Source organism: Sporosarcina sp. QA0331, assembly GCF_055808055.1.
Map to the genome: position 1 here is coordinate 2,673,583 of NZ_CM147850.1, position 14,237 is coordinate 2,687,819.

At 40.0% G+C, this 14,237-nt stretch carries 12 protein-coding genes; 2 read left to right on the forward strand and 10 right to left on the reverse strand.

Annotated elements, in window-relative coordinates:
- Window position 1: 1 nt before the first annotated feature.
- The 9 genes from ltrA to AC0L13_RS13560 all read right to left on the reverse strand — a co-directional run bounded on the left by ltrA (window position 2) and on the right by AC0L13_RS13560 (window position 11,006).
- Window positions 2-1,264, reverse strand: coding sequence for a group II intron reverse transcriptase/maturase (gene ltrA, locus AC0L13_RS13520; protein ID WP_473640407.1), 1,263 nt, complete (start codon window positions 1,262-1,264; stop codon window positions 2-4).
- Between the two features lie 594 nt (window positions 1,265-1,858).
- Window positions 1,859-2,848: a polysaccharide deacetylase family protein gene (locus AC0L13_RS13525; protein ID WP_473640409.1), complete on the reverse strand. Its 990-nt coding sequence runs from the start codon at window positions 2,846-2,848 to the stop codon at window positions 1,859-1,861.
- Window positions 2,841-3,476 (reverse strand): hypothetical protein, encoded by a 636-nt coding sequence (locus AC0L13_RS13530; protein WP_473640411.1) that lies wholly within the window; start codon window positions 3,474-3,476, stop codon window positions 2,841-2,843. Before AC0L13_RS13530 ends, AC0L13_RS13525 begins: the two co-directional genes overlap by 8 nt.
- Window positions 3,477-3,619: 143 nt before the next feature.
- Complete coding sequence (locus AC0L13_RS13535; RefSeq protein WP_473640413.1) at window positions 3,620-5,305, reverse strand: GNAT family N-acetyltransferase; 1,686 nt, start codon at window positions 5,303-5,305, stop codon at window positions 3,620-3,622.
- A 67-nt stretch (window positions 5,306-5,372) separates the two neighbouring features.
- On the reverse strand, window positions 5,373-6,491 hold the full coding sequence (locus AC0L13_RS13540) for a glycosyltransferase family 4 protein (RefSeq protein WP_473640415.1): 1,119 nt from the start codon (window positions 6,489-6,491) through the stop codon (window positions 5,373-5,375).
- Entirely contained in the window at window positions 6,488-7,666 is a 1,179-nt protein-coding gene (locus AC0L13_RS13545; RefSeq protein ID WP_473640417.1) for an O-antigen ligase family protein, read from the reverse strand. The genes AC0L13_RS13540 and AC0L13_RS13545 overlap by 4 nt, the downstream gene beginning before the upstream one ends.
- A complete protein-coding gene (locus AC0L13_RS13550) occupies window positions 7,659-8,960 on the reverse strand; it encodes a lipopolysaccharide biosynthesis protein (protein WP_473640419.1) in 1,302 nt (433 codons plus the stop codon). The genes AC0L13_RS13545 and AC0L13_RS13550 overlap by 8 nt, the downstream gene beginning before the upstream one ends.
- Window positions 8,961-8,998: 38 nt before the next feature.
- On the reverse strand, window positions 8,999-10,309 hold the full coding sequence (locus AC0L13_RS13555) for a tyrosine-protein kinase domain-containing protein (protein ID WP_473640421.1): 1,311 nt from the start codon (window positions 10,307-10,309) through the stop codon (window positions 8,999-9,001).
- Between the two features lie 40 nt (window positions 10,310-10,349).
- Window positions 10,350-11,006 (reverse strand): sugar transferase, encoded by a 657-nt coding sequence (locus AC0L13_RS13560; protein WP_473640423.1) that lies wholly within the window; start codon window positions 11,004-11,006, stop codon window positions 10,350-10,352.
- A 271-nt stretch (window positions 11,007-11,277) separates the two neighbouring features.
- Here AC0L13_RS13560 and AC0L13_RS13565 point away from each other — a divergent pair, with 271 nt between their 5' ends.
- Window positions 11,278-12,249: an arsenic resistance protein gene (locus AC0L13_RS13565; RefSeq protein WP_473640425.1), complete on the forward strand. Its 972-nt coding sequence runs from the start codon at window positions 11,278-11,280 to the stop codon at window positions 12,247-12,249.
- Between the two features lie 197 nt (window positions 12,250-12,446).
- On the forward strand, window positions 12,447-13,316 hold the full coding sequence (locus tag AC0L13_RS13570; protein WP_473640428.1) for a cation diffusion facilitator family transporter: 870 nt from the start codon (window positions 12,447-12,449) through the stop codon (window positions 13,314-13,316).
- A 295-nt stretch (window positions 13,317-13,611) separates the two neighbouring features.
- On the opposite strand, the gene AC0L13_RS13575 is transcribed toward AC0L13_RS13570, so the two are convergent.
- Window positions 13,612-13,962, reverse strand: coding sequence for a hypothetical protein (locus AC0L13_RS13575; protein WP_473640431.1), 351 nt, complete (start codon window positions 13,960-13,962; stop codon window positions 13,612-13,614).
- Window positions 13,963-14,237: the final 275 nt, after the last annotated feature.

The window sequence follows — 14,237 nt, forward strand, 5'->3', positions numbered from 1 at the left end:
ATTAAGATTGATAACGCAAGTCTTCGTAACGAGATATCAGACTTTTAAGCCCTTGGGAACTCCAATACGGGTCCCCAAGGGTTCTGTGTAGTATCGGACTTTTAGATATTCTCCAGTAACTTTTACGTGAATTGCCCCATTCATATGCTTTTCCCCTCGGGACGCCTAGTCCAATGAGTTTTCTCACCTTTGTACTTGGTTTCTTCCAGTTCTTCCACATACACATTCGTAGTCTTCTTTTAATCCACGAGTCAAATTTAATAAACACACTTGGCGTGTCAGCCAGTGCGAAATATCCACACCATCCCATCAGATATTGATTAAGTTTCTTGATCCGGTATTCCATCGCATAAGGTATCTTCCTTGAAGTGATTTCACGGATTTTGTTCTTCATTCGCTTCACACTTTCCTTGGCAATGCGAACCTTCGGTTCCTTACCACTTGTGAAACTAAAGCCAAGAAACTTCCTTTTCCATGGACGGTCAACTGCGGACTTATTCAGGTTCACTTTCAACTTAAGTTTACCTTCAATAAATGAAGTGATGGAGCTCATGACCCGATTACCTGCTTTCTGTGTTCTCACGTAGATATTGCAGTCATCGGCATATCGGACAAACTTATGCCCCCTCTTCTCCAATTCATTATCAAGTTCATCAAGGACGATGTTGGAAAGGAGTGGACTCAAAGGTCCTCCTTGCGGAGTCCCTTCTTCACTCATTGTCACGATACCATTTATCATGATGCCCGATTTGAGATATTTACGGATTAATCTAAGAAGATGTTTATCTTTGATTCGTTTCGCAAGTGTCCCCATGAGTCTGTCATGGTTCACTTTATCAAAGAATTTCTCCAAGTCGATATCGACAACCCAGCGATTTCCCTCCTGTATGTACCCTCTTGCTTTTCTGACTCCATCGTGAGCACTTCGATTAGGACGAAATCCATAACTATGGTCTGAGAATGTCGGGTCATATAGAGAAGTTAATACTTGGGCTATCGCCTGTTGGATAAAGCGGTCTATCACGGTAGGGATACCTAATAGACGCACACCCCCGTCAGGTTTCGGGATTTCGACCCTGCGGACAGGTTGCGGTTCATAGGTTCCCTGAAGAAGTTCCATTTTCATGGATTCCCAATGTTCTAGGATGTGCTTCCGTAGGTTTTGTACGGGCATTTCATCCACACCGTAGCTTCCTTTATTGCGCTCCACCCGTTTCAGGGCAGAAAGCAGGTTTTCACGTGACAGTATTCGCTCCATCAACATGCGTTACGCCTCTTTCCGTGAACAACGGTTCTTCTTATGCCAGTCCTGCTCCACCATCTCGAAGTCCCCCGTGGAATTCACCACTTCCTCCTTCAAGCATGCCTTATCGGTTATCTGTGTTCTTCGCAGGTTGCTGAATGCCAAGATGTTGTTCTCTCTTAATTGTTCAGCCCTTCCCATTCTTCTCGAGTTCGAATGGTACTATGGCGTCTGCTGACTTCTGATTGTTCAGCTACCCATCACTGAGTAGGTTACCAAGTGTACTTGGCATACCAATCAGACCTCCCCAGGTAAGAACGTAGTCTTTCCCTCCATCTATCTGCTTCATTTACTACATATGACCTTCGGCAGAAAGGGCTTTGTTTTGAATTGCAAACTCACCCAATCATACATAGCCTTATATGAAGTTCGTGTTCCTCAGACCGGAGGTTTGCCGCTCGCTTCCTTCAGATTCCATGTCACCATGGACACCCTTGCGTTAAGCTAACTGCTACTTCTGCCTTCACAGTTCGGGACTTGCACCCTATAGACTACGCCCATGCTGGGCGCACAACATGAAAAAGGAATCCATCTTCGGATTCCTTTTTTCGCTTATTAATGTAATGTATCTTTGTAGAACTCCTTTGCCGCTTCTCCCATATTCATACTTTGCATGCCGTATACTTCACGCATCTTTGCGAAATGGTCGAGTATTTCTGTTAGAAATTTGAGATTTTCATCTAAAAATGTGCCGAAGTTATGCGGATGCCACCATAGATGGTAGATCTCTTTCTGTTTGGCTGCATGCTCGATACCTTTTTTAATCCGTTTCAAGCGCAATGGTTCAAACATTTTAAGCTTAGGATTATACGGACGAAGAAATCTACTTGAGCGCAGATTAATTGGATAATCGTCGTTATCATTGCTAATTCGGTACGTATGATGTCCCGTTAGATTGACATAACAATCCAACAGACGGACTGCTCTTTTCAACTTGCTTCTTCCTTTATATCCGCTAGCTTCATACACCCAATTTTCTTCATTCCCCCGATAGGATTCGATTCCTGACGCTTTGCATACCTTCAAATAAGGGGCATTCGTTTGATTCCTCGGAAACACTAGAGAACTGATCTTATGGTTACTCAAATTCGGGAGTCTCATGGATGCTTGTAAATCCGCTTGAAATTGTTCTGCAGTCTGCCCATTTTCCAAACAATAATAATGAGAAAAGGTATGAGTTCCGATTTCTTGGTAAAGTACTTTTGTAATTCGCTGAACTAATGTCAATCCGAAATGATACGGATCCTTTTCCTCATTCTCACCTACTGCGCTCAACTTGCCATAAGGCGAAAAATTTTGGTCTACGTATGAAGGGAGGATGGAAGGAATGTATTTTTTCATTTCCTTTTTATCACTAAAGCAAAGCATACCAACCGTTGCCCACGTCGCATGAATATCGTATTGCTCGAAGAGAGCAAGCATTTTCGGGATTGCTTGCCGAACCCCTAAAATGTTTTCCCCGTACTCTTCCAACGTAAATACGTCGTGCACTCCCCAATTCAATTCAAAATCCAAGGAGATGATGAAGGCCCCTTGCTCAATCATCTTTTCCCCTGCCTTTTTTGAGCATTCTTTTCCTTCCTATAAGTACAAGCCTGCCGAGTGTCGAGTTAGCTACATATCCAGAATAAACTGTAACTATGTTTCCTCCGAATCCCTTTTTGAACTTTTGAATAGAAGGTTCTTCCGTCAGTCCACCCATATCTAACACTTTTACTCCTTTCTCTTTAAAACGTAAAATATTTTTCCAAAGTAAGTACCGATTTGCTTCACTCAAAATCCGTTTCGTTTCAGATACTGATTGAAGCCCAATGTTAGAAGCGGAGTATAAAGTCATCGCCGTTTCCCCGTCAGTAACATATATACGATAACAGTAGATGTTTTTATGATCTTCATCTGTCATATAAGTGAAGACAAGGCCATTCTTTTCGGCCAGCTTTTTCATTGTGTTCAAATGATAGGAACGACAACGATAAGTGTTTTTCTTCTTAGCATGCCGGTTATAAAACTTTTGAAATTTTTTTAGATCCAAATCTGAAGGTTGCTCTATAGCGAAAAACTGCATCGCCCGTTTTTCTGCTTTACGGATTTGCCTTCTGTTTTCCTTTTCAATTTCCGCAAATAATGTCTCCTTATTTTTTTGCAGTTGAATATGGATTGTTTGTATCGGCATAAGCCTCTCATCCTTCGCTAAGCAGTGAGAATAGCCTGTTAAAGAGCTTCCCTCATTGAGAGGCATTGCCTCTTTGTCGAAATACCTATTGCAAAATTGGAAAAAGAAAAAGGCTCGATGAATGGATATCAATATGGACTCTCCTAATTCTCCCGTTTTTCATTTACTTGCAGCTTCCGCCTGCCGAATCTCGTTGTGCCAAACACCGACTTTTCAATTTCAAAGCCCACTTCTTCCAACTTCCTTATTGCATTTCGATTCTTGGCATCTACTTCAAGAAGTATGGAATGAATAAGATGCTCTTTGTTTACGAACTTGCATATATCCACAATGTTTCGATCGTTCCATCCCTCCAACCAAATGGCATTTTTCCGTAGCTCTTTTATGTAAGAGATACTACTGAGCCGAAGCACTTTCCGATTCGTCCAAATAATTTCTCCATCACAGTCATCATATCTGTAATACGCCTGATAACCCCCGTACAGTTTTGTGCAAATAAGCTTCAAGTCCTGCCCTTTGAACCTTGTATCATAAATTGCATCCTTCAATGTCAGCTCAGCAAATCCTTCTCCTAGGCCTGGCTTTCTCGTCCGTTCTACTTCTTTTTTCATAATGAACGAATGCTCTTTCTTCCAAAAGAATGAGATAATTTTCCCCTTTAATTGGTGGAACGTCTTTTTCCTATCGAAACGATCCGGATTCTTGAGTAATTTCCTCGCCAAATACTTCAAATAACCTAATGTGTCTCTCTTAAAGCTTACAATCTTTCTATTTTTCTTAAGCTGGTCGATCATCTTTTCTTTCAATGAAAAAAGCAATCTCCCAGAGGAAGCAAGTATTCCTTTAGAAGAGAAAACGAATTTTGCAGTGTAATCAAGATGTGTATTCCATTCAAATTTATATGGCTCATACCCAATGCTCAAATCAAAAACGGCTATTCCTTTCTTCGTGACGAAATCGATAATTGACTCCTTTTCTAACATCCTTCCAGGACTGAATGAATCGAATTCATCATCATAACCTAGCACGTATCCTAAATACCGACTACCGCATAAAAATCCATAATTGAACGCGATCATCCTCCCTTCCACATAAAGAGCATCGACAATCGTCTTCAAACGATCACTGTCAACTAGGAAAAGTTCTTTGAAAAACTCGCGTTCAACTTCATTCGTAAATCCACTCGTATCACTTCTCTTCTCCCATCTTTTGTTATGGATTTCATAAATGAGATCCATTTCGTCTTGCGAACATATCTTATACTCGACTTTTCCTAATAGATGAAGTCTTTTTTCTCTTCGTTCCAACCGATGTAGCTTCTTCCGTTTATCCATATATTCATTCATTTGTATTTCTTCCAGATTAATATATGGAGTGACAACCTTGTGAATCGAATGGCCATATCGTTTTTCATTTAACAAATCTACGAGGACCCCGTATGTCGGACTGCTTTCCAATATTCCATGCAAATTAAAGATAATTTGTCTTCGCTCTTTCATTAATTGTTCTAAAACGAATATGACCGTTTCTTCCAATCTGTCCTTCATGACGATAAAATCCATATAATTGGTTTGACCTAAACCGATCATTCCGTAAACAACACCAAAAATACTATTCTTTTTCACGAATGGAAAGAAACCGATATAGGAATCCCCACTTTTTACAGCTATAATTTCTATATATTTGTCTTTACCGAGATGTTTCGTCCAAAGTGAAATCCAATCGAACTCGATGAAAGGGTTTGTGTTCTCATTGGACGCAAGAATTTGAGCCCATTCGTTTTTCACTTTGAGTATTTGTTCCAATGTATTAATTCGAATAAGCTCCAACTCTTCACCCTTTCTCCCTTTAATGAAAACATCAGATATAGATGGCGGGCTCTTATTTAGCGATTCTTCAATCCAAATTGCCCTTTCCTGTAATCGCTTTATAATAATCGAGAGTCTCTTCCATCATTTTGTTAAACGTGAATTTTTCCTCAAATAATTTTCTTCCGTTGGCTCCCATCCTTCCTTGTAATTCACGATCTCTTATCATTATTTCAAGCGCTCCCGTTAAAGCATGCGAATCATCGACCTGCACTAAAATGCCGTTTTCCGCAGTGACCGCTTCTTTCACTCCGCCGACATCTGTTGCAATGACCGGCAGTCCAGCCCGCATCGCTTCCAAAACGGAGAGCGGAAGGCCTTCGTATTTCGATAGGAGGATGAAAATATGAGATGTCGCTAGCATATCGTCAATGTCTTGACGCCAGCCTTCGAAGTGGACTTTATGGATCATTCCATTTTCAATGGCGAATCGTTCTGTCTTCTCTCTTTCAGGTCCGTCACCTACGAAATGCATCGTCCATTTCAGCTCCTTCAATAGTACAAGAGATTCGAGAAGCTGCAATTGCATCTTCGGATGAGCAAAACGCGCAATCATAATGAGTCGGACTTCTTCCACTTCCACTTTCACTCTTTGTGGACACACAACATCATGAACTCCATTTTGTATACAGATGATCTTGTCTTCTCGTACGACATTGCGCTTAAGGGCGAGCTCTCTGTCATATTCTGAAACTGCAATGACACCTGAAGTGAAATATCCTGCTATCCTTTCTACACATTGATAAATCAACTTTTTTGGATTTTGAATGCCATCTGTAAATGACCAGCCATGAGCTGTGAATATAACGGGGATGCGTAGTGACGCGGCAGCGAGGCGGCCGATTATGCCTGCCTTTGAGGAATGGGTAGCAACCAGATTTGGCTTAATTATTTTTAGAAGCTTTCTTAATTCAAAAAATGCTTTTATATCCGAAATAGGATTCAGCTCTCGGACAAGATGGCGAACAGAATGGATTGGAATTTCTTTAAGCGAATCATGTACATTCCCCATGCCCCCAAATATCAACTGAACGTCGTATCCATGGTTTTTCAAATAGATAGCGATGTCGCGAACATGGATTTGAGCACCTCCTACCGTATCCATCCTCGTAATCACTTGGACAATTTTGAAGTTTTTATCCTTCATGGCAAGTCACTCCTCTCTTCGGACTGTGTCACCGTTTCATACGGCAGCCAAGCGAGCGCCATCACAATCCAAAAATGCCTCCAATGTAATGTATCAATGAAAAAACTATTGAAGGAGAGACCGACAAGTGAAGAAAAAATGATGGCATATAGAGGACTTTCCAAATAACCGGAATGTCGATAATTTTTATAAGACCGCCAAATTGAAAGCAATATGATCGATAAAATGGAGAGAAGACCGACTACCCCGTTTTCAGTAAATACTCTTGCATACAAACTATGTGGGGAATATTGAAACTCCAATTCAGACTGACCTGGCCCCATGCCGAGCAAGTTGGAAAAACCGTGGTGGAACGCTTCCTTTTGCGTGCCAAATCGGTCGCTGTCATATTTTTTTATCGTAAGTCTCGAGGAAAGCAAATCCTCAATCGCAGGCGATTGAATAAGTACAACGACGACAGGGATCGCCAAAATGACTATAAAAATGGCTGTACGGAGCCTAGCTGCAATGATCCCCCTTTTGGCCATCAACATATAGAGAAATAGAGAGATGGCAAAATTACCCCAAGCCGCTCTAGAAAATGAAATAATAATGCCGATAGTCAGCAAGATGAACAATAAAAAATGCACTACTCTCTTCCCTGTCCTTTTTCTAGCCATTTCGGAAAGGGAAAGTGCATACAAAGCCGGAATGACAAGAAACGGCCCGAAAACATTCGGATCCTTAAACGTCGACTTCACCCTTCCGAACAGTAAAAACAAATCACTCGACGGAAGCAAATAGAAGTATGCGAGCAACCCGATGATCGTCGCAACCAAAGCGGCGCAATAATATCCTCCAAGAATGACATGGAAAGTTTTTGCACTCGTTTTTTGAAAAAAACCGATCAACAAAATAAAAGTCACGACTAAATAAAAAGTAATAATGAAATAAAAAATCGTAGATGCAGGATATTGTACAAAAAACATGGAGATTGCATTTGTCAGCAAAAACACCAAACATAAAACGATCGGGGAAAGAATAGTTGTATTTATCTTCAAATGAAGTGAGAGAAGTATGATGGATAGGAAGAGCATCATAAATAGATCGTATGGGGATGGTTCAATCAACACGATAGAGCTAGTGAGCATTGTTATGAATAATACGATTTGCAGCATTGAATAACGCTTACCCATTTGATTGAGCCTCATTCATGTAATTCTTTTTCATTATGAACCATGTAAAGAATCCTATAGCAACATAGCCGATTGAAGTTCCTATGCTGATCCACAATATTGCAAGGATGGGACTATCTGCAAATTGAAGCGCTGGAATGAGTGATAGGACAATCATGAGGAAGCGGATTGCTTCCGCCACTGTTTGGGTTTTCAACGCCTCAAACACATAAAAGTTCGCAACGAGTGGATGAACGATAATCCTCATGACATACATGATTGATAACACTTGGATAAAAGCTCCTGTATCTGTCCACACATCGCCGAACACGATTTGGATCAACGGTGGAGCGACTAATGCGATTGCGCCGATTGTCACACTTCCCATTATGATCATCTTCTTCACAATATCCCAAAAGAATGTCCTGAACTCTCGATACGACAGTCTTGCTTGTTGGGCAGCCTGAGACATATACACTTGAGAAGCCGAAAATCCGAGAAGTCCTTCGGGAACCGTCAATATCTTTTGGGCGAGAAAAAAGAATCCAGCTGTCTTTGTGTCGAATACTGCGACAAGGAAAAACACCGGCAGCTGGGTTCCTGCATTATTCAATAGAGCGGACCAGCTTGATACGAGCGGGAAAGATTTGTACCGCTTCATAACCTGTTTCATTTTCACAATCGAAATCGGATAGGAACGAAGCCGATTCCGCTTTAATGTTTTCATATAAGCTATAACACCAGAGAATCTTCCCACCACTTCACCGACCAAGAGACTTAATACAGTTGGAGATAAAAGTCCTAACAGCATTTGGGAACCGACTTGGCCTGAATTCATCATCACTTTCGATTTCGATACTGAATCGAACTCCTCTGTTCGGATTGCCCAGCAATTCAACACTTGAAACAGGCCAATGCCTAAAAGACTCAATGATAGTAGCCATATATGCCCTTCAATACCTGGGATATGCAGGATATCTGTGATATATAGAATGATGACTGTTCCAAATGTCAGAGCGCTCATAACGACTGCAATCCATGTTGAAAGAATTAGAAGATGGAAAGCGTCTTCTTCTTTTTCAGGCAAAGGGATTGCTGTCTCATAGCGAAGCGAAACGATGATGGTCAATGTATATAGAATTGATAGAAAGATGGATAGGCTGCCGAAATCCTCCGGCGAATAAAGTCTCGTCAAAATCGGTGTCGTCATGATAATCAATAAATTTGATAAGGCGGTTCCAGCCATTAACACTGATAAATGTTTGAGAAATGAATTTCGAAATAGCTTTTCTTTAAATTTAGAGAAAGCATTCATTTGTCCTACTCCATTCCCTATTGATTACCCCCTTACTACTAACCTTTCTGCCTATTCGTGACTGCACCTATAATATTGCCGTTCAAATTTCGGATCGATTTAATGCTTGTAAGTACTTCCTTTTTCGACGCCTTTTGATCCAATACAAATAAAACCCCATCACTGTTTGGTAGGAGGAAATGAACATCCGGTAAAGCCATATCTGGGGCATCAATAATTACGTAGTCATACACAGCATGCAAATCTTTCATAACCGTTGCCCATTCCTGGGATTGCAGCAATGAAAGTCGATCGAGTGGCAAAGGTCCAGTTCCAATGAAGGTCAAATAAGGATGATCTGTTTCTTGTGATGACTCAATTAGTGAATAGAACCCGCTCACAATGGAAGTCATGCCTTTCCTATCAACGAGATCGAAAATGATTGATCCATCCGACTTTCGTAGATCAGCATCAACGAAAACGGTCTTTTTCCCCCCGCTAGCCAAAGCTGCGGCGAGATGGCTTGCAACAAATGACTTGCCTTCCCTTTTCATGGCGCTTGTCACAAGGAGTATTTTAAAGTTTTCTTTTTTCATTTGATGAACAACATTTGCAACTAACTTTCCAAAATCATTCTCTTCTACACGGTGGAAAAGCTTTTCCTGCCCTTTCAAAGACTTCTCTACTTTACTCCGCCGTTCCAATTTCTTAATGGTGCCTACTAACGGGAGGTGTAAAGTTTTATTTATTTTTTCCTCGGAATCCACATACCCGAAATGGATTTCCTGTATAAGGATAACCGCTATGCATGTTAGAGCACCTGCAAAAATGGAAATGAGAAGATAATAGAATAAATCCGGCTTCACTTTTGTCGTATCCGTGTCAGCTGATACTTCAGCCATAATCGTCACATTATCTAAATTCATCAGATCCATAATTTCTTCTTTGACGATAGTGGCATACGTATTGGCCAACATAGCTACATCTTCTGCAGTGTCGTCTTTCGCGACAATTGTGATGATTTGAGATCCATTCCCTGACTCAATCTTGACCTTTTTCCGGATTATCTCTTTAGGATATCGTCCATCCAATGCAGAATTCACCTTTTTGCTGACACGATCACTTTTCATAATCTGTTTATACGTTTCTACCAATCTTAGGCTTGTATCAATTTCTCCCATTGATGGAACAGGACTCGTTCGATTAGAATGCGCGTTAACAAGCACATCCAGCTCGGCCTCATAAATTGGAGGGATCCAAAAACCGATTGCACCGCCACATACAAGAAAAAAAGCAAGAGTAAGCAATATATGTTTCGTTCTTTTGCGCAATACGTGGACGATTTCTGAAAAATTCACATCTTCATTCATATTCGACCAGATCGCCTTTTCGATTCACAAACATACCCATTCAAAATGCTCCCTTCCCCTTTACTACAAGCTTCACTGTCGCGAACAGTATTTTTATATCAAGAAGAATTGAACGGTTTTGAATATAGTAAAGGTCGTACTCGATTTTTTGGCCGTGGTTAATTTCTGAACGGCCGTTAATTTGTGCATATCCAGTCATGCCTGGTTTCACGAGTAGTCTTGTCTCCTGCTTTAAATTGTAATACGACGTGATCTCAGGAATTTCCGGTCGTGGCCCTACCATGCTCATTGTGCCAAACAAAACATTGAACAGTTGCGGAACCTCATCCAAACTATACTTCCGTAACACTTTTCCAATCGGGGTCACTTTTGAATCGAATCCTGATTTGAATACAAATTCGTCTGGGACTCCATCTTTCCAGTCATAATTACGTATATTGCTGCCATCACTTGATTGTCTCATTGTACGAAACTTTATGATTGTGAACTCTTTTTTATTCCTCCCCGTCCTTTTCTGTGTGAAAAATACCGGGCGTCCCGAACTAATTATAATAAGTAAGGGTACGATTAGAAATATAGGTATACACCAAATGATCAGCAAAGCGCTCGCGATAATATCAAATATCCTTTTTCCAATTTGATTTTTATCGAAAGACATTGACTTCGCCGATTCGTATGACTGACAGTCTCTACTCACATTCCTTCCCTCCGGACTATCCCTTTTGGCAATTACAGTAATTCCGCCTTTCTATTAAATTGATTGCCTCATTTATTATATGCAGCCTAGTCTTATTCGGTTAAAACTTTTTTAGGAACTAATTACGACAATATTATCCCAAGCACCAAAAAGCATGAACGATGAAACTATCCGTCCGCCTTACAACAGGATGTTTGAAATGCTAATATGGTGAAGTAAGTAATTCACAACGAGAGGTAATTGATCAGAGCATACCGGAGGACTTGCTGAAATGATATTAAGAGAAAAAATGGAAGAAACTCAAATTATTCTGTATGTAATTGTTATAATGTGTGCAGCCGTATTAGGATTATCGGCGCCTGATTTAGCAGGACGATTGGATATCACGATTACTGTAGTCATTGCTATTTTGATGTATAGTATGTTTTCTCAAATTCCTTTCGCATCATTGAGAAATCCATTTAAGAATCGCCGTTTTATTGGGGCTTTATTGACGGTAAACTATATTGCGGTGCCAATCATCGTTTGGCTACTATCCAAGTTATTGCCGGACCATCCCCCATTGTTACTCGGTGTTTACTTAGTATTGTTAACCCCATGCATTGATTATGTTATTGTTTTCACGGCTCTAGGACGGGGAAATGAAAAGCTATTACTAATGGCGACCCCAATTCTTTTCGTCACACAGATGCTCCTATTACCTTTGTATTTATCATTATTCATGGGAAAGAAAGCCGTAGGAATAGTGGAAGCGGAGCCATTTTTCGAATCATTTATTGGGTTAATCGTTATTCCGCTTGGAGTTGCAATACTTATTCAGCTTCATTCGAAAAAATCACAAACCGGAGCTAACATTATTGAATTCTCCTCATGGCTTCCAGTTCCATTCATGGCTCTTACTCTATTTGTTATTGTTGCTTCTCAAATAGGAAAATTATATGCATACATAGATTTAATTAGTAAAGTAATTCCGATCTATATCGCTTTTATGGTCATTATGCCTTTCATCTCTCGTTTCATTGTAACCTTATTCAAGCTTGAGGTTAAAAAAGGGCGTGCGGTGATTTTCAGTGGAGCTACTCGTAATTCACTAGTCGTCCTTCCCCTCGCATTGGCTTTTCCTGAAAATGTAAGTAATTTAGTTGTAGCCATAATCGTAACCCAGACAATCGTGGAGCTTATCGGTTCACTAATATATATACGTGTCGTCCCTAATTTACTTTTGCGTGACAAAACGATATAACAATCCAAACCTTGCTAATTTGTCAAGATCATGCTATTGTAAATAAACATCATTAATTTAAAGAGTGATAAGTATGTTATATTTTATAAATTATTTAAAACCAATTTTTCAATACCAAACCCTCGACTGGAAACAGTCGAGGGTTTTTTGTTGCACCAAGGAAACCTTTGATATTTATAATGAAAAAGGGGTAAGGCATGGATAATCAGAAATATAATGACCTTAAATTAGGCGAACGCGGAGCCATTATTAGTATTATCGCTTATATATTGCTCTCTATAATAAAATTGGTAGTCGGATATTTGAGCGACTCTGCTGCGTTAAAAGCGGATGGCCTCAACAATACAACTGATATTGTCGCGTCCATCGCTGTTCTTATCGGTTTAAGGCTGTCTCAAAGACCGCCTGACAAAGACCATGGTTATGGCCATTGGAAGAGTGAAACAATTGCTTCAATGGTGGCATCTTTTATTATGTTAGGGGTCGGTATTCAAGTATTGAACGATGCAATTTCCTCAATATTCCAAAACGGAAAGGAGTCACCCCACATTGGTGCTGCTTATGTCGGTATTTTTTCGGCACTCGTGATGTATTTTGTCTATCGTTACAATAGAAAAATAGCAATTAGAATAAATAGCTCAGCAGTCATGGCCGCTGCAAAAGATAATATTTCAGATGCTTGGGTAAGTATAGGAACAGCGATAGGTATCTTTGCTTCCCAATTAGGCATGCCTTGGATCGATACACTAACTGCCCTAATCGTGGGATTATTAATTTGTAAAACAGCATGGGATATTTTTAAAAAAGCTTCACATGAACTTTCGGATGGTTTTGACGTAGACAAAATTAAACTTTACAGAGTCGTAATTGCAAAAGTGGATGGAGTTAAAGGTATAATAGAAATTAAAGGTAGATACTACGGAAATAACGAGGTTATCGACGTTGTAATCCTTGTAAATTCGATGCTTACTATAACAGAGGCCCATAATATCGCTACACAAGTAGAAAACATCATGATCAATGACTACGGAGTATATGATGTTCATGTCCATGTGGAGCCTAATTAAATTTTTCCCCCCGTAATTCGTTTCTCATAAAACGTCTAAGATCCGGGGGATATTTTTTTCGTCCTAAGCAAAGCAGAATCCATCACAACAGATTATCTTAGGGGTTAACTAGTCCGTTGAAATTCTATATTTGGCAACAACTCACTTTCCGTTGTCCAATTATAATTCTCCACTTTATCTCCTTTATCGCAGATTTGTTGTCATTCCTATGCTCATAATCTCACGCTTACCTCCCTCCTATCACAAAGAAAAAGGAGGGATAGGCGTTATCAACCATCCCACCTCCTCAGGGGAGTTAGACTTCAAATCTTTGGTCTTGCTCTTGATCTTGATCCGAATCAGCATCAGCATCAGATTCAGCGCGCACACGAGAACGGGAATCAGAATCAGAATCAACATCAATATCCAACCAAATTTTTGCGTTACCACTGTTAGTGATTCTTGCAACGTTTGTATTCTTGTCCTGAATCCTGTTGTCTACATCTGTATCAACATCTGTCCTTAAATCGTTGTCAATTTCAAAATCATTATCAACACGGCTACGAGAATCCGAATTGGAACGGTTACGTGATTCCGATTGATTGTTCCCATTATCAAAAAAGAAATTATTTCTCCGTTTTCTCCGCTCTCTCTGTACTCTACTCATTTCTATCACCCCTCTTTTTGTTTACAAATATTAGAACCAATTTGATTTCGGCAATACTCGTCTTTTCATTGGTTCCTTAGTAGAATATGGTTTTATAGCAATAATGAGATAGGGACTAGCGGATTCTCAATAAAATTTATTTACAAATAAGTAACTTAACCATTAATTTCTGTCCTCCACAAGATTGCCCTTTAGTTGAATATGTGTTTTTCCCAGTCTACATACTATGAAAAACTAACTGACTCACTTGAAATGATTCAAGTAAAGTAACGAGT